We start from the raw sequence: 15,790 nt of genomic DNA on the forward strand, positions 1-15,790 counted from the left end.
CTTTCATTGCATTGACACCCTAGCGCCGGAATCTTCGACGGATCGCGAAGAAGACTCCATTAGGAACCAGAACCGAAACGAACATACGCAAAGATCGACTGAAACTGTGAGTCTTACCCACGCTCCGGAATATCAGCCTATCCACCAGTCGATCCAGGGCCAAGATCGAATCCGAACTGATCTTGGCGTCCTCCGAAATCTTGAATGCAAGCAGGCTCTCTTCGTTGCCAGTATGGCTAGCATCCTGCCCCACTCCGATGTTCTCGCTCAGATTGATGCCGGGCGAAAGCGCAACGCCGTCCTGGTCCCAGATCGTCAAGTTCCACCGGTACGCCCACGACGACAACTTTCCCTGCGCTGTCATATGCAAAGCGAAGAAATAATGAATCGCGGCAGGCCACCCGGCGCCAATCTTCGCCTTGAGGTACGTCAGGCGACCGATCAATCCACGCTTCAAGAACCCGGACATCGAATCGTCATACTTGCTCCACGCATCACGCCACGTCGCCCACCCCCATGACGTGGCGAATTTTGTCAGATGGGCGTTCCTCTCCGGCAATGAGCTGCCCGAAGGATAGAACGCATTCACGTGCATGATCCCAGCGTCATTCTCGAATCGAGAACCAACATCCAGGCACCATTCGTAGAACCTGGCATCGAGCAAGATGTCCTCTTCAACGATGATGCCAAATGCCTCCGCATTGAAGAACCAGTTGATTGATGATGACACCCAGGTTCGGCATCCGAGATTCGAGCCTCCGAAACGAGTCGCAACCACAACATCCTTCGAGTACGTGGATACGAGCGCGCGAACCGATTGCACCTTGCCCTCGTCCTCCACGCCCCGCGGGCCGTCGACCGCGACATAGATCTTGGTCACGCCGATCTCCAACAATCGGTCGAGGCAACGCTTGAGGTTCTCCGCGCGCTTGTAGGCGATCACGAGGACCGGAACAAGGCGGTGCGACGCAAATGCCTCGGTCACGGGCTGATCTTTCAACAAAGTTTGCTCCCGACTCATGTTTCCGGCTGCCATTCTGCAGAACGATCCAACGCCGAGTTTGCACCTCGCCTTGCGAGCCAGAGGAAGAACGCAGTGACTATCAGGAGTTGCAATCCATGGGCCACGGCACGCATGCCGGCCGCTGCTTGAGCATCCATACGGTCAAGGAGGACTACTCCGGCATAGATTGCAGCTGCTGCGACCAGCGCGCTCAGGACCTCTGGATAGAGAACCAGGCGAGATTGAAAGTACACCGAGTATGGCGCCTTGATGAATTGAAATCCGGCCGCAACTGCAGACAGAAGCACGGGCACCAAGGCTCTCTGGTAAGCGTTCGGCAAGTAGCTGCTGACCAGCGGAAAACCTATTGCTAACGCGACGAGCCCCACGGCAACCAACCCCAGAAAGACGATACCCCACCTCAATGCGAGGTGCGAAGCATCCTGGTTCGTCCGACACGACGCCATGCGCCGCATCAGAAGCGGACCGGCCACATACGGAGCGAATATCACGATGCTGTAGACCTGGTTCGCCAGACCGTAGACGGCATTCTCCTCCGCCCCTCCTGCTTCACCGATAATCCGCGCCTGCAATGCCCACTGCCCGACCAACATGCTTCCGGCTATCACGCTGTTCTTTGCGCCATAGGAGATCAGCGAGGCAAGGACCTTTCCAACACTCTGCCGCGGCTCTCCGGCATCGCAAGCTCTGAAGATTCCCAACAACCGGTATGCGCCGAACGCGACGGCCACCGCCTGAGCAGCCACATACATCGCAAGAAGATGCGTGCCCTGCGTCGTGGAATCAACGAGCGTCGTTGAGGCCAGGAATGCCACCGAGACGAATACGGAAAGAGAGGCAGCAGAAACTGACCATCTCGACGAGACAAGCACCCCAGTGAACAAAACCGTCAGCAGCTGAAGCGAAGTCGACAGAAAGATCAGCAGGAGAGGAATGACGCCAACCGTCCTATCCAACAGCCAGAAGCCGACTAGCAGTATCGCCAGGACAAGCGTGGAGGCACCGACGGCGCAGAGGCCAGCGACGATGATGGAGCGGTACCCTCTGGATTCACTGCGCGCTCTGGATATCAGTGCGTTTGAGGACGCATCCAGCCCTAGGCCGCACAATGCTACGAGTGCCGCCACGCTTGCCTGAAAGTAGCTGAACTCGCCAAATGTGGCGGGCAGGACGCTACGCATTGCCACAAACATTGCAAGCGCGGCTGCCACTCTTCCGAATGCTGACCACGCCACATAGGTGTATGAGTTCAGCACATCTCTACTTAGCGTGCGGCCCATCAGCGCACCCTACTCCCGGCGCGCTCGCTTGCTCCGACCATCACCGCATAGAGGATAGAGCTCAGCACCACACCCTGAAGCGCGCCCTCCACGGTTGAATAGACCACCAGAATTGCCCCAAGGGAGAACAAAAACGACGCCCTCTGAAAATCTCGCCAGTCTCCTGCCTTCCAGCTCGCGCCGGCGAGCGCTTCCGACCTTGAAAGCACGCGTCCGAAGCCGAGGCACAACACGAGCACTGCAATCACGCCGACGGCCCCCGAGTTAGACAGGAACGTCAACAGAAGATTGTGGGAGTACTGAAGCTCACTGACAACGAGGTCGCTTCGATACGAATCGACCCCCGTCGCGAACCCTTGGCCTAGTAGTGGCGCTTCAGCGAACACCCTAAGGGACTCTTGCCAGGCGCTGATCCGCTCACTGTTTGACAGCGCGTACTCATCCGACCCCCAGTGTGTCAGCGAGCCACTCAAGATCATCAAAGTGGGAACCGCGATAACGGCCAGGGACACGCCACCCCAGACCAGGGTTCCTCCCCCTACCCTCCTCGCTTTCAGGAAGAAGAAAATCACCGCGATTCCAATCGACAACAATGCAGCGATTGAGCCCGACCTTGATCCTGATGCGTCCACCACGACGAGCATCGACGACGCAACCATCATCAGGAGGACGCCACGCCATCTTGCCCCTGCCCCAAAAGCAGCCGCCGCCGCGCTTGACCAATAGGCGCACGCAACTGAGCCAACCATGCTCAGGATGTTCGGGTGAGTTGTTATCCCGGCGGTGCGCTGCCTGTACGTATCCGAAAGCGCCGAGGGCCACGCGACCTCACCGGAGTTTGCCAGATAGTAGAGGTACGAACATACCGTAACGATCGAACAGACCCGCCCGACCACCTGGAGAGCGCGTCCTTGCGAATCACTTGCGAGCAGGCAGAGCAGAAAGACCACCGCCACCAAAGATCGGATGTACTCGACAACGGAGCGCTCTGGCCTCGCCGATGCGGCTACGCTCAACGCAATCAGCGAGAGATACGCGACGATCCCGACGAGCATCGAAGGCGCCAACTTGATCCTTCGACCCAGGAAGAGCATCCAAGCCACAACCACGATCAATACACCCCATCTCGCGATGGACTCAGAGATGCCGAACAGGGAGAGATCCAGCGACCACGCCAGCAACGCCCAAGTCAGCAGGCCTGAGAACAGGAACGCCTCAAGACCAGTTCTGCGAATCATCACCATCACGGCCGGCGATCGAATGAGTACCGCCGCACGTACGAACCCACGTCGCCATGACGCCGGTGGTAACGCCAAGCCATTACCTGCCACGCGAGATATCGACGCGTTGGGACGGACCTCCGGTACTTCTGAGCAAGGGACATCAGATTCCTGGAGCCAAGCATCTCACTCTTGTAGATGGCCTTGTCGATCAAGCTCCAGCGAGACAGCGTGAAGACCGCGGCGCGACACAATCCCAGCAAGATCAGCCACAAAGGAGCACGCAGCACTTCGCGGCGAAAATAGTTAACAGCCTCGTAACTCACTGCGCGCGTAGAACTCCGATTGACAGGAGAATGCGCGTGATACACCCCTATCCCCGGCACAGCTACGACCAGCTTGCCGTCCGACATCAACCGCAGCGAGCGCTCTGCCTCTTCGCCTTGCCGAACAAACTCCTCGATATAAGGGCCACAGGCAACTACATCCTGTCGCCTGTATATGTTGCCGCACCCCGTGTAGTACGGAACGACAACAGGCACGTCAGCCTCGGGCCAGTCAATGCCGGACTTAGTCTCGACATTGAGAGCCAGCACGGCGACCCCGGGATGAGCCTCTAGAAACTCAACGGCAGATCTCAGCCCGACAGATTCCTTGAACCAGCTGTCATCATCAAGGTTGACCACGTACCTCGACGAGCATGCCGCGAGTCCATAGTTGCGGGCCGCAATCAACCCCATGTTCCTCGGAGTGCGTAGATAGTCGGCCCCGCTTTCGCGAACGACCGTCTCCACTTCAGCGCCATTGGTCGAACCATCATCGACAACCAGAACCCTCAGATTCGGATAGTCGATCTCAGCCGCCCGAGCCATTGACACGGCCAGGTCCGCAATACGATTGAAGGTAGGGATGAGCACGGTAACGCTAGGCAGATCGTTCATCTGAAAAGTTTCCGTTCAAGGACCTTGTCATTACCTTCCACACTGCCCCTGAGCCAGGTTTCAAAGAAGAGCTTCGCCTGCGCACTTCTCGTTCTGTCCCCTTCGGCGATCCGACGCGCGCGTCGGACTAGCGCATCAATCCGAGGATAGAAGACGTGTCGGAGACAGAACGACGGGCCAGAGACTCCGCGGCGCATGGCGACACCGAGACGCGTCCAGCCATGACGCTGATAAGCCCGCGATCGAATGAACTGATACTCCGAGGCAGCCTTCGATCGGTGCACCTCCGAGGCTTGGTTCGGCGCAATTCGAAACGCTCCCAAGCGCTTCGGGACCCATTTCTCCCGTCGACCTGAGCGCATATTGAGGATGAACGCGTAGTCGGTATACACGCGAAGACTCAGGAACTCCTCGCCCACAAACTTGGTAGCCCGTGCTCGCCAGTAGACGCATTCAGAGTACATCTGTCGGTAGAAGAGCAGATGGTCCTGGTATCGAAGCCCGCGAACTGTGGGTCCAACATACAATGCGGCGCGACGCTCATCGAACGCATAGTTGTCGGAATAGACTATGTCAATGTCGGGATCCGATTGGAACGCCTCAGCCACATACTCAAACGCTCCCGGCATGACGACATCGTCGGCATTCAACCAGAAATGAATGTCGCCCGTGGCGAGAGCCAGCCCGTTCTGCACGGCGTCCAGCTGACCCTTGTCCGGTGACACCACGAACCTTGTGACCAGATCACCGAATGATCGAACCACTTGCGCAGTGGAGTCGGTGCTGCCCCCGTCCATGATGATGACTTCGAAGTTCCTGTTGGACTGCTGCTCGAGGGAGCGCAGCGTGCCGGCGAGATAGGCACCGCTATTGAATGAAGGGATGATGACGCTAATCTTCATTCGGCCAGCCCCGCTGCCCGCTTGGTGGAGCCCCGTGGTCCTTGCAAATGCTGGCTGCAGCTTGATCGCGAAGTTGCGTTCGCATCTCCAGCCAGTTCCATCACTGCCGCATGGAAGTGCGAAAGTACTGCGTGAGCCGAAAGCTCGCCCTCAGCTTGGTGGCGAGCGGCCTCACCGAGGTTGCGCCGACGGACCGGATCATTCATTAGCGCTTTCAAAGCGTGGCCAAACTGGCTTACGTTCCCAGGCTCGGTGATCGCGCCAGACTCGACGAGCATCTGCGCTATGCCTGTGCCCTGCGCCGCCGTAGCGAGAATTGGACGTCCACTCGCGAGCATGCCGGTCAACTTGGAAGGCATAACGAGATCCGCCGCGTCCGCGAGCTGAGGCAGCAAATGGACATCGGCGAGGCCCAGCCAGTCACTCAAGCGTTCAGCAGGTTGCAGGCCGAGAAAGTGAACATTCGGAAGACCTTGGCAAGCCGCTTCAAGCCCCGCTTGGCCTGGGCCTTCGCCACCAAACACGAAGTGCAATGCAGGCTCATCCTTAAGGGCTCGGGCCACCTTACCTAGCAGCTCCAGCCCCTGCTTATGCCCCATGTTTCCAGAATAGAGGGCAACGATCGCTCCATCGGGTATGCCGAGTTCAGCCCGGTAGGGGCTCGGCGCATTGAGAGGATTTATCGCGACTATGTCGGTCCAGTTCGGGAACAAGACTTGATTGCCCGATGCGACACCCTTATCCGTCAGACGCTCAAGCATGCGTGTGGATATTGTAGATACACGGTCAAATCTGCGGAGCAGCCATTGCTCAGCGGCCAGGGCCGCGCGACGCAACCGCCCAACGTTGACGATCCCCATGTGCATTGCTGCATCGACTTCAAAGTCCTGGATATGGAGCCAACACTTCGCCCTCGACAGCCGCGCAAATGCCCACGCCGAAGGCGCACTGGCAAGCGTCGGAGCAATGTTGATTACCAGATCGGGTCGGAACCCCGCCGAGAGGGCGAGCCCCCCCAGGGAAGAAAGCGCGAAGCTGGCCAAGTGCATCAGGCGCGTCAGGCCTCGCGGCTTTTTGGGCACCCACACAGGGCAGCGCAGTACCTCCACGCCATTGAGATTCTCGCTTCGGATCCCCCACGTTCGGTGCTCCGGCCAGACCGACCAAGCGGGATAGTAAGGGGGAGCCGTTACCACGCGGACCGTATGCCCCTGCTGCACAAGCCATTCACACATCCCACTGGTGTACTTGCCCGTTCCGATCGTCTCGGGGGCATAGTTGATTCCGACTACCAGGATACGGCTCATCTATCTAGCGCCGGCCACGGCCAGGCACGTTCCGGCGGGGGGGGGGGGGCGACGTATCCGGCTCCAAAGGTCGATACTTGCACTTCGACACCTAGTACGCGGCCTTGCCGACGAAGCCCTTGACCACAGTCATCGCGATGATGCGAAGGTCAAGCAACAGCGACCAGTTCTGCATGTAGTGCAGGTCGTACTCCACGCGCGCCGACATCTTGTCGACCGTGTCGGTCTCGCCACGCAGGCCATTGACCTGCGCCCAGCCGGTTATGCCGGGCTTCACGCGGTGGCGCTGCATGTAGTTCTGCACGATCGATTTGTAGAGGTGGTTGTGCTCCACCGCATGTGGTCGCGGCCCGACGATTGACATCTTTCCCTGCAGGACATTGATGAACTGCGGGAGTTCGTCGAGGCTGGTCCGACGCAGGAAGCTGCCGAAGGCGGTAATGCGCGGATCTCGCCGACTGGCCTGCGTGACCTGCCCTGCGTGCTCGGCGTGGAGACGCATGCTGCGGAACTTCCAGACTTTGATCGTCTTGCCGTCCAGACCATGCCGCTTCTGCTTGAACAGGATAGGCCCAGGCGAACTTAGCTTCACGCCAATTGCGATCAGCGCCAGCAAAGGCGAGATCAGCAAGAGGATCAGCGCCGCGAGCACACGGTCCTCCAGGCCTTTGACCATGCGCGCCTCGCCGTTGAGAGGGCTCGCGCGCAGGTTAATCACAGGTAGGCCTGCCATCTGCTCGACCGAGTGATTCAACAGCTGTATGCCGAACAGGTCGGGCACGAACTTGATGTCTGCCGTTGAGTGATCAAGGCTGACCAGGATGCGGTCGATCGCGACCTGCTCACTGACCGGAAGCGCGATCCAAACCTGGCTGATGTGCTGCGACTCGACGAAGGCCGGCAGCGCGGCAAGGTCGCCCAGGTGCGGAACGCCGGCAAGTGCCGGCTGCAAACCATCGGCGGTGCTGAACCAGCCACGCACTTCGATGCCTGCCCAGCGCTGGCGCTCGAGTGTGCGCACGATATGCGCAGCGTCGGCGCTGGAGCCGATTACCACGGCGCTTCGTACGTCCAAGCCCCGTTCCCGAACCCATGCCGCCGCCTGGCGGCAGACGATACGTCCGGCGCCGGATGCCAGCACCGTGCCCACGAACCAGTATCCCCACCAGAGGCGGGATGTCACTCCCTGCACTTTCAACAAGGCGACATAGAGGACGCCCAAGAGGAATACCACTGTCCAGACGCCGACGAGCTTGAAGGCCTCGTTGAGGACACTGACGCCGCGCCAACTGCGGTACATCGAAAACGAACCCATCGACAGCAGCGCGAACAGCACGCCGCGAGCCACGGCCTGGCGGAACTCCACCGGCATGTCGACGGAGCCGAAGCGCAGCCAGTAGGCGGCGACGCCGACCGCGACAATCACTGCAACGTCGAGTATGCGCAGCATCAGTCCGAACAAGGCTGAGAACTTGTTCAACGACACACGCTCGACTGCGTACTCGGTCCGGATCGGCGAGAACAGCATTTGGGTCTTTTCTCCTGTCATCGCGCGTCACTCGCGCTCGTCAGGAGGAAGGACAGCACCAGGGCAAACACCACCGCGACCGCATGGGTGCGCAATGGGTAGTCGACCAGGGAATGCACCATCGGGACGAACGCGGCAATCGCCGCGGCACCGAGTATCGACGTGTGAGGACTGCGCTCAATGAGACTTTTTCTTGTGACGCAGATCACAGTGACCAAAAGCGTCAATAACACTACGAATCCGGGCAGTCCCGCTTCGATCAGCGTCTCGAGGATGTCGTTGTGCGCATGCAGCGCGAACACTTCACGCATCGCGCCGACGGGCTCGAAGGGTGCATAGACCGACTTGAAGCTTCCCCAGCCGCTGCCCAAGGGCAGGTAGGCCTGCGCGGCGTCCCAGCCGTAGCGCAGGTACTGCCAGCGCAGGTCTTCCAGCGGATCCTGCTGCAGGCGCTGGCTGATGCCATCCCAGGCATAGACAGCGATACCTGCAATGGCGACACCAAGGGCCGCCAGCGGCGCCCAGCGGCGGGCACGCGACGCAGCCCCGATCCGAGACGACAGCAACAGCACGCTACCCAGCGCTGTCGCGCACGCCAGCGCAAGGCCGGTGCGGGAGAAGCTCAGCGCGGCGGCGAGGAACAGCATCGCCGCGACTGCGTACCACGCCAGGGCAACCGGTCCACGTCGCTGGCTCTGGGCCTGCACGCCCAGTGCGATCGCGCAAGGCAGCAGCATGGCCATCAGGCAAGCGAAATGATTGCGGTTGGCGAACAGGCCGATCGCGCCGATGGGATGGTGGTAGTCGTAGGGGCGCAGCAGCGAATAGGTGCCCGCCGCCGACTGGGCGTAACCGAGCAACGCCGTCAGTGTCGCCACGATCAGCGCGAGCTTGAGCAGCCGCAACCTCGCCGCGTGCGTCAGCGTGCAAGCAAGCGCCCAGAAGGAAGCGAACACCACGAACGCCAGCAAAGCCCTCACCGTGCCCCAGCGATCGAGCGTCAACGGCAACCAGCCGTGGGGCTGCCCTGCCTGGGCAAGATCGGCCAGCACGTGGGTACGGCCCGGCATCATCGCGTAGAGCGCGGGAGGCAGCGGCAGCAACTGCAACGCTGCCAGTGCGACGGCGCTTGCACACGCGATGGCCAGAACACGCTGCGCCCGTGAAGCAGGCGCCCACCGCCAGCGCATCATCGCCAGCAGCAGTGCGGGCAATGCAGCCAGATGCACGACGGCGTCCCCGACCCCGCGCGACCCCCCACCGGCCAGCAGCGCCGCCGCAAGCAGCAACGCTGCAGCAATTTCGGCGGCCGTGTCAGGCGTCCCCTTGGCGCCCTTCAAACGCATTTCAACCTCGATGACAGCAAGCGGGCCGCACGCGGCGGCCCGTCGCTACCTGTTTCTGGATGGATAACAGCACCGCTTGCGGGTTACACCCAAAGCCTGTGCTGGTGTTGCTTTACGGGCTCGACGGCTTCGGCGGAGCCGGTGCCGGCTTGTCGTCGTCGCCACCACCGCTGGCCAGCGCAAGCGCACCGGCTGCCACGGCGATGCCGGAGCCGACCATCACGTAGTTCGTGTCCGAACCGACCTTGCCCAGGCTCGGGCACTTGGCCGGTGCAACGTCCTGGATCGTGTAGCTGCCGGTCACCTTGATCGTGCAACCGTTGGGATAGGTCACATAGGCCTCGCCGCCATTGACCATGACCACGTCGCCAGACTCGGCGCCGGAGCTGTTGGATGCTTCGATCGTACGACCGGCCACATTCACTTCACCGCCGTTGGAGCGGACGAGTGCCTTCGGCGATTGCGCCAGCGCACCGCCGGCCAGGGTCAACGCACACATACCAACGATCAGCGACTTCATAGAACTGCTCCGGATCTACTCGATTGGATGACGCAGACGTGCCGCGCCTGCAAAACCACCGTGACGCCAGCGACACGATGATCTCGCGTTTGATGGGCTGCCTGGTGCAGCCCTAACGCAGCTGCGCCAGACGTTCGTCCGGCGCAGCGTGAAACCATTACGGGCTCGACGGCTTCGGCGGAGCCGGTGCGGGCTTGTCGTCGCCACCGCCGCCGCCAGCTGCCAGTCCGGCAACCGCAGCCACGCCAGCGCCAACGGCGATGACCGTCGAACTGCTGACCTTGCTCTTCTTCTCGGCCTTGGCGGCCTTGGCCGGAGCGGCCTGCTGCTGCGGCTGCGCGTCGGCGGCCGGCTGCGCGGTCTGCGCGGATGCGGCGCCAAATGCGAGAACAGCAACCAAGCCAAACAGAATCTGCTTCATGTCTCTACAACTCCCCAATAAACACGAAATGTGCCATCGCAACAGACTATTCGGGATGTGATGCCCTTGGCAATGTGACACTACTGGGAACTTTTCTCAGTTGCACATCATCCACCCGCAAAACACCGCTGATCTGACGCTCGGCCATCGATCGGCCAGTGTGACGGAGCGTCAGTTGTTGACCCTGGCAGTCAGGCGGAACATCGAAGCTTGCACGCACGGTCTGCCACTGCGCGGACGATGCCGCAGGCAGGTCCAGCTCCACGAGGTTCGGGCCCTGTGTGCATTGCACGAACCATGCGAATCGCCGCGACGACCCGGTGCGGTCGTTCACGGAACTGCTGATTTCATAGGTCCCGGGTGAAAGCGCCAGGCGCTGGCGCGGACCGATGAAGCGCACCACGCGGCCGCTGAAATCCGCCTGCAGCGACTGCTGCCCTTGGGCGGGATCAATTGCGTCCACGGAAATCGTTACACCGGGCTCGTCGTTCCAACTCCAGCCGAACCAGCCTGTCTGGTCTGCTCCTTCGAAACCGCCGTCAAAGGGAGAACCATCGAGGGCCCTGTCCGTTTCTGACAGTGAATGCAGCCAGACTTCGCGCGCGCGCGCGGACTCGCCCAGCGCGATTAGCACATCCACGCGCACCGCCAGCTCCGCAGGCGCGAGTGGCGTCGTTTCGGCGATCACGGCAAGGAAGGCTTCGGCCTGCGCCGGGTCGGCGCTACCCAGCACCGGCGCCAGCGCTCCCCGCCACGGTGGATCCGCAGCCAGCACGCCAACCATCGCGTCGCGCAGTTCCGGGTTATCGATGTGCGGCAGCAGCGAGGCAAGCATGGGAGCCCGCAGATGCGGAGCAATGCGCAGCAGCGCATCGACGTGCTGCACGCCCTCGCCTACCCGGCCCTGATCGAACGAGGCATCGATCAGCATCGCCTGGGCGATGTCGTCCCGCGGCGAGAGCCGCACGGCGGTGCGATAAAGGTCGACGGCGCGTGCACTCTCCGACTCCAGGCCGGCAGCCAGGCCCAGCAAACGGAAGGCGCCACCGTCGATCGGACGTTCGCGCAGCGTTTCGCGCGCGACCATCGTGAGGGCTTTGGCGTCCTTCGATAGGCGTCGGGCGTCAGCAACGCGACGGTCGGGGCCGTACGGCGCCCCCACATCGGCATCCACCCGCACCTGCTGCCAGGCCATCCAAGCCACCGCGACAACCGCGAACAGGCCAGCTCCGATGCGGAGGTGGCCTGCCCACGGCCGGTCAGTCTGCCGAGCCGCCGTAGGCATAGTAGGTGTAGCCGTAGCCAGCGCCCTGGCGCTTGAGGTCGTAGCGGGTCAGCACGGCGCCAAGGACGCGCGCACGAGCGGACTTCAGGCGCTGCAGTGCCACGCGCAACGCCTCGTTGCGAGTGTCGTCCGCCGCGGCCACCACGACCGTGGCTTCGGCCTGGTTTGCCAGCAGCGGCGCATCGGCCAGGCCCAGCACCGGCGGGCCATCGAGGATGACCACGTCGAACTGCTCCTGCAGCTGCGCCAGCAGCCTTGCCAGGGCCTCGCCCGCCAACAACTCCGGCGGGTTGGGCGGCAACGGACCCGAAGTGATCACGCTCAGGTAGTCGTTGGGCAGTTGCTGCAACACGTCGCCGATTTCACGCGCGCCGGCCAGCAGGTTCGACAGGCCAAGCGCCGACGACAGGCCCGTGGCCTTGTGCACGGAAGGATTGCGCAGGTCGGCATCGACCAGCACGACGCGCTTGCCGAGCTGGGCGATGTTGCGCGCCAGTTCGTGCGCGGTGGTGCTCTTGCCTTCGGACGGGCTGGCGCTGGTGATCAACAAGCTGCGCGGCAAGCCACGTGTCGTGGCGAACTGCAGTGCCGTGCGCACCGAGCGATAGGCTTCGGCGAAGGGCGAGCGCAGGTCACCGGCGGCCTGCGCAGGCGAGACGCCCTGCTCCAGGCGCGGAATGGCGCCCAGCACAGGCAGACCGGTAATCGTCTCGAGCGCCTTCGCGTCGTGCACCGTGTTGTCCAGGTGATGCATCAGGAACGCCAGCAGCACGCCGAGGAATCCGCCCAGCAGCACGCCGACCGCGAGGTTGAGCAGTTTGCGCGGCGAGTTGGCCTTCTCAGGAACAGTCGCGCGGTCGATGACCGAGATGTTGTTTGCGCCAACGCCGCCGGCGACACCGATCTCCTTGTAACGCTGCATGACCGCGTCATACAGCTGGCGATTGGTTTCGGCCTCGCGACGCAGGATGTTGTACTGGATCGAGCGGCTCTGCAGGTCGAGCACGTCGCCCTTCAGGCCGGTGATGCGCTCGCGCAGCAGCGTCTCCTGTGCCAGCGCGGCCTGGTATTCGGCGCGAATGGCATCGCGGATGTTGCCGACTTCGACCTTGATCTGGCGATCGGCTTCGGCAATCTGGTTGCTCAACTGCACCATGTTCGGGTAGTCGGCCTTGTAGGTACCCAGGTTGTTCTGGTACTCGGCCATCAGCGTCGAGCGCTGTTCGCGCAACTTCTGGATCAGCAGGTTGGCGACCACCTGCGGCAGGCCCATGCCGTTACCGGTGCTGGCCTGTGTCCACGTCGCCTCGGCCTTGATTCGCGCACCCTGCGCGGCGGCCAGGGCGGCGTTGAGGTCGCTGAGGTTCTGCGCATCTAGCGACGGCTTGTCGTCGCCGACCGACACGATCCGCTCGGCCTCGGAGAACGCCACCAGGTCCTTCTCGGAGTCTTCGAGCTTGCCCTTCAGCTGCGCCAGGCGCTCCTCCAGGTACTTCTTGGCGTAGGACGACGCATCGAAGCGGCGCTCGAGGTTGCTGGCGATGAAGCCGTCGGCATAGGCATTGGCAACGCGAGCCGCCAGCGCGGGATCGGCCGAATCGAAGTTGACGCGGACCAGGCGCGAGTTGCGCACCGGTTCGACGCTCAGCGATTCGAGAACGATCTCGATCAGCGCTGCTTCGCGCGCCTGCTGCTTCGCCGATGCCGCCACGGCCTGGCCATTGGCCTTGTCGGCCAGGGTCTCGTCGACCTTGGCCATGTCCTTCTCGAACTCCTTGTTCGCGACCAGGCGCAGGTCCTGGATCACGCGCCGCGCCAGCGAGCGGCTCTTCAGCAGTTCGTACTGCGTCTGGTAGAAGTCGCGATCCATCGGCGACTCGGTCGGCTGCAGGCCCTCGAACTCGACGATCTTCATCGTGTCGCGTTCGATCTGCAGGGTCGAGCCCGCGCGGTAAATGGGTGTCGCCAGCAGGGTGAACACCAGCGTCAGGAAGACCACCGCGAACGCGGTGCCGATCACCCACCACTGCCGCTCACGCAGGATGCGCCAGTACTCGAGCAGGTTGATCTCGTCGTCGCGACTTTCCTGGCGCAACGACTCCATGGGTTCGACTACCGCGCTCATCGGTACGACCTCCACACCGCGACGAACGGCGCCAGCTGGATCAATGTCCTCAGCGTCTGGCGGCCGAGCGAAGTGTCAACGACGATCACGTCCTCGCCGAAGATCTGCGGATCGGGCTGCTCGCCATTCTCGATCGCGGCGACGTCGAAGCGCGCGAACTTGCGCTCGCCGTTGATGGTGCGGAACACCAGCACATTGCGATGGCTGGCGACCTCGTTGAAGCCCTCGGCAAGCGCCAGCGACTGCAGCAGGCTCAGGCGCGAGGTCATCGGATAGATGCCCGGCTTCTTCACTTCACCGCCGACGGTCACGCGCTGGCTGGAGAATTCCTTGACGAACACGGTCACCTGCGGGTTCTGCAGGTAGCGCGCCTGGTAGCGACCGGCAATGTCCTGTTCGATCTCGCCCACGGTACGGCCAGCCACCGGAACGGCGCCAATCAACGGAAGCGCAATCTGCCCGGCATTGTTGACCCGGACCTCACGGTCGAGATCCTCGATCTGGAAGACCGTCACCGTGAGCAGGTCGCTCGGACCGATCAGGTATTCACTACGGCCCATGGCCGCCGCAACCGGATCCCCTTCCGGCAGCGTCGCTGCTTCTTCTTTGGTGCCACCCGAGTTCGAGCAGGCGCACAGCAGCAACAGGCACACAAGCGCCCAGACTCGAAAAACGCTAAACAAGGCCATCCCCAAAAAAAGCAACGCGTTGGTGCGTGGTTCTTACGCTTACTTCCCAATTATGCCGCACGTCCCAGTTTCGGCCGGGCCGCAGGCACTGAGACTTTTCCTCACTTCCCCCGGATCGAGCGCAGGAAGCGCCCGACGACACCCTCGCCCGCCGACGCGGACGGACCGCGAACCTGCGGCCGGAACCCTGCCTGCCGGAACAACCCCGGCGGCAACTGATCAGGCGCCAGATCGTCGACGATGCCGCGGGTGCGGGTGTCGACCATGTGCACCGCTTCCTCCATTCCCACCAGTGCGGCCGCGGCTTCCCGGGCCTCGGCCAGCAGCGGCGGACGCCGCTGCGGGTGGTGGGCGTCGGTCGCCAGCACCATGCACAGCCCCTCGCCGACGAAACGCTCGCTCCAGTACTTGACCCGACGCCCGTAGCGCCCGGTCATGGCCCCGGCGGTGATCTGCATCCAGGCGCCACGTTCGGCAAGGCGTGCGAACACGTCGTAATGGGTTTCCACCCACGTCAGGCGCTCAGGGTGTGTGATTACCGGCACGAACCCCGCCGCCATGAGATCGAACACTGCCTCTTCGAACCGCGGCGGCGCGACATGGTGCGGCGGCTCCAGCAGCAGGTAGCGCGACCCGGCCAGGGTCGGCACGCGGCCGCTGCGAATGCCTTCGATCAGGTCCGGGGCGAGATGGACGTCGGCGCCCTCGACCAGTCGCAGCGCGATGCCGCGCTCGTCGAGTTCGGCCTGGAATGCCGCGATCGCCGCACGGATGCCGTCCGCGGTGTTCTCGTACATCCCCGGATAGATATGCGGCGTGCAGGCAACCGTGACGATGCCATCGGCCGCGGCCATGCGCGCCATTTCCAGCGCCATGTCGAGGTCGACCGCGCCATCGTCGATGGCCGGCAGTAGATGGCAATGCAGGTCGAACATCCGGCTCCCCCTGAGCAGAGCGCGGGAGTGTATCTGCAAAGCGCGGTGGCGCCCTGAACGAGCGACGCATGTTCCGGGCCACGCACCCCTTGCCAACCAGACCCCGGCTTGGGGTATACTGCGCGCCCATTTCGGGCGGTTAGCTCAGCGGTAGAGCACTGCTTTCACACGGCAGGGGTCACAAGTTCGAAACTTGTACCGCCCACCAGTTCCAGGCAAAAGGCCGGCGAAAGCCGGCCTTTTGCTTTTCAGCGTCCGCGACCCGAC

At 62.4% G+C, this 15,790-nt stretch carries 14 protein-coding genes and 1 tRNA gene; 1 reads left to right on the top strand and 14 read right to left on the bottom strand.

Annotation, left to right across the window (positions count from 1 at the left end):
* Positions 1–19 precede the first annotated feature (19 nt).
* The 14 genes from AC3A3Q_RS07685 to AC3A3Q_RS07750 form a co-directional block, all read right to left on the bottom strand.
* Positions 20–1,021: a hypothetical protein gene (locus AC3A3Q_RS07685; protein WP_487585691.1), complete on the bottom strand. Its 1,002-nt coding sequence runs from the start codon at positions 1,019–1,021 to the stop codon at positions 20–22.
* Positions 1,018–2,304, bottom strand: coding sequence for a lipopolysaccharide biosynthesis protein (locus AC3A3Q_RS07690; RefSeq protein WP_487585692.1), 1,287 nt, complete (start codon positions 2,302–2,304; stop codon positions 1,018–1,020). The genes AC3A3Q_RS07685 and AC3A3Q_RS07690 overlap by 4 nt, the downstream gene beginning before the upstream one ends.
* Complete coding sequence (locus AC3A3Q_RS07695) at positions 2,304–3,548, bottom strand: O-antigen ligase family protein (RefSeq protein ID WP_487585971.1); 1,245 nt, start codon at positions 3,546–3,548, stop codon at positions 2,304–2,306. Before AC3A3Q_RS07695 ends, AC3A3Q_RS07690 begins: the two co-directional genes overlap by 1 nt.
* Positions 3,548–4,465, bottom strand: a complete 918-nt coding sequence (locus tag AC3A3Q_RS07700; protein ID WP_487585693.1) for a glycosyltransferase family 2 protein — start codon at positions 4,463–4,465, stop codon at positions 3,548–3,550. The genes AC3A3Q_RS07695 and AC3A3Q_RS07700 overlap by 1 nt, the downstream gene beginning before the upstream one ends.
* Positions 4,462–5,367 (bottom strand): glycosyltransferase, encoded by a 906-nt coding sequence (locus AC3A3Q_RS07705; RefSeq protein WP_487585694.1) that lies wholly within the window; start codon positions 5,365–5,367, stop codon positions 4,462–4,464. The genes AC3A3Q_RS07700 and AC3A3Q_RS07705 overlap by 4 nt, the downstream gene beginning before the upstream one ends.
* Positions 5,364–6,674: a WcaI family glycosyltransferase gene (locus AC3A3Q_RS07710; RefSeq protein WP_487585695.1), complete on the bottom strand. Its 1,311-nt coding sequence runs from the start codon at positions 6,672–6,674 to the stop codon at positions 5,364–5,366. The genes AC3A3Q_RS07705 and AC3A3Q_RS07710 overlap by 4 nt, the downstream gene beginning before the upstream one ends.
* A 91-nt stretch (positions 6,675–6,765) precedes the next feature.
* Positions 6,766–8,202: an undecaprenyl-phosphate glucose phosphotransferase gene (locus AC3A3Q_RS07715; RefSeq protein WP_487585696.1), complete on the bottom strand. Its 1,437-nt coding sequence runs from the start codon at positions 8,200–8,202 to the stop codon at positions 6,766–6,768.
* A gap of 17 nt (positions 8,203–8,219) precedes the next feature.
* Complete coding sequence (locus AC3A3Q_RS07720) at positions 8,220–9,548, bottom strand: O-antigen ligase family protein (RefSeq protein ID WP_487585697.1); 1,329 nt, start codon at positions 9,546–9,548, stop codon at positions 8,220–8,222.
* Between the two features lie 112 nt (positions 9,549–9,660).
* The gene (locus tag AC3A3Q_RS07725; protein ID WP_487585698.1) at positions 9,661–10,068 is read right to left on the bottom strand and encodes a hypothetical protein; all 408 of its coding nucleotides are present in this window, start codon (positions 10,066–10,068) and stop codon (positions 9,661–9,663) included.
* Between the two features lie 157 nt (positions 10,069–10,225).
* Positions 10,226–10,489, bottom strand: a complete 264-nt coding sequence (locus tag AC3A3Q_RS07730) for a hypothetical protein (protein ID WP_487585699.1) — start codon at positions 10,487–10,489, stop codon at positions 10,226–10,228.
* A 46-nt stretch (positions 10,490–10,535) separates the two neighbouring features.
* Positions 10,536–11,684: a carbohydrate binding domain-containing protein gene (locus tag AC3A3Q_RS07735; RefSeq protein ID WP_487585700.1), complete on the bottom strand. Its 1,149-nt coding sequence runs from the start codon at positions 11,682–11,684 to the stop codon at positions 10,536–10,538.
* A 64-nt stretch (positions 11,685–11,748) separates the two neighbouring features.
* Complete coding sequence (locus tag AC3A3Q_RS07740; protein WP_487585701.1) at positions 11,749–13,899, bottom strand: GumC family protein; 2,151 nt, start codon at positions 13,897–13,899, stop codon at positions 11,749–11,751.
* A complete protein-coding gene (locus AC3A3Q_RS07745; RefSeq protein ID WP_487585702.1) occupies positions 13,896–14,588 on the bottom strand; it encodes a polysaccharide biosynthesis/export family protein in 693 nt (230 codons plus the stop codon). The genes AC3A3Q_RS07740 and AC3A3Q_RS07745 overlap by 4 nt, the downstream gene beginning before the upstream one ends.
* 101 nt (positions 14,589–14,689) lie before the next feature.
* Entirely contained in the window at positions 14,690–15,523 is an 834-nt protein-coding gene (locus AC3A3Q_RS07750) for a tyrosine-protein phosphatase (protein WP_487585703.1), read from the bottom strand.
* Positions 15,524–15,656: 133 nt separating this feature from the next.
* On the opposite strand from AC3A3Q_RS07750, the gene AC3A3Q_RS07755 reads away from it, so the two are divergent.
* Positions 15,657–15,731, top strand: a tRNA-Val gene (locus tag AC3A3Q_RS07755).
* Positions 15,732–15,790: the final 59 nt, after the last annotated feature.

Source organism: Lysobacter sp. Soil_C_59 (assembly GCF_057656415.1).

Coding starts and splice junctions, on each gene's coding strand:
- AC3A3Q_RS07685 (WP_487585691.1), bottom strand. CDS start 1,021: ATGAGTCGGGAGCAAACTTTGTTGAAAGATCAGCCCGTGACCGAGGCA.
- AC3A3Q_RS07690 (WP_487585692.1), bottom strand. CDS start 2,304: ATGGGCCGCACGCTAAGTAGAGATGTGCTGAACTCATACACCTATGTG.
- AC3A3Q_RS07695 (WP_487585971.1), bottom strand. CDS start 3,548: ATGGTGATGATTCGCAGAACTGGTCTTGAGGCGTTCCTGTTCTCAGGC.
- AC3A3Q_RS07700 (WP_487585693.1), bottom strand. CDS start 4,465: ATGAACGATCTGCCTAGCGTTACCGTGCTCATCCCTACCTTCAATCGT.
- AC3A3Q_RS07705 (WP_487585694.1), bottom strand. CDS start 5,367: ATGAAGATTAGCGTCATCATCCCTTCATTCAATAGCGGTGCCTATCTC.
- AC3A3Q_RS07710 (WP_487585695.1), bottom strand. CDS start 6,674: ATGAGCCGTATCCTGGTAGTCGGAATCAACTATGCCCCCGAGACGATC.
- AC3A3Q_RS07715 (WP_487585696.1), bottom strand. CDS start 8,202: ATGCTGTTCTCGCCGATCCGGACCGAGTACGCAGTCGAGCGTGTGTCG.
- AC3A3Q_RS07720 (WP_487585697.1), bottom strand. CDS start 9,548: ATGCGTTTGAAGGGCGCCAAGGGGACGCCTGACACGGCCGCCGAAATT.
- AC3A3Q_RS07725 (WP_487585698.1), bottom strand. CDS start 10,068: ATGAAGTCGCTGATCGTTGGTATGTGTGCGTTGACCCTGGCCGGCGGT.
- AC3A3Q_RS07730 (WP_487585699.1), bottom strand. CDS start 10,489: ATGAAGCAGATTCTGTTTGGCTTGGTTGCTGTTCTCGCATTTGGCGCC.
- AC3A3Q_RS07735 (WP_487585700.1), bottom strand. CDS start 11,684: ATGGCCTGGCAGCAGGTGCGGGTGGATGCCGATGTGGGGGCGCCGTAC.
- AC3A3Q_RS07740 (WP_487585701.1), bottom strand. CDS start 13,899: ATGAGCGCGGTAGTCGAACCCATGGAGTCGTTGCGCCAGGAAAGTCGC.
- AC3A3Q_RS07745 (WP_487585702.1), bottom strand. CDS start 14,588: ATGGCCTTGTTTAGCGTTTTTCGAGTCTGGGCGCTTGTGTGCCTGTTG.
- AC3A3Q_RS07750 (WP_487585703.1), bottom strand. CDS start 15,523: ATGTTCGACCTGCATTGCCATCTACTGCCGGCCATCGACGATGGCGCG.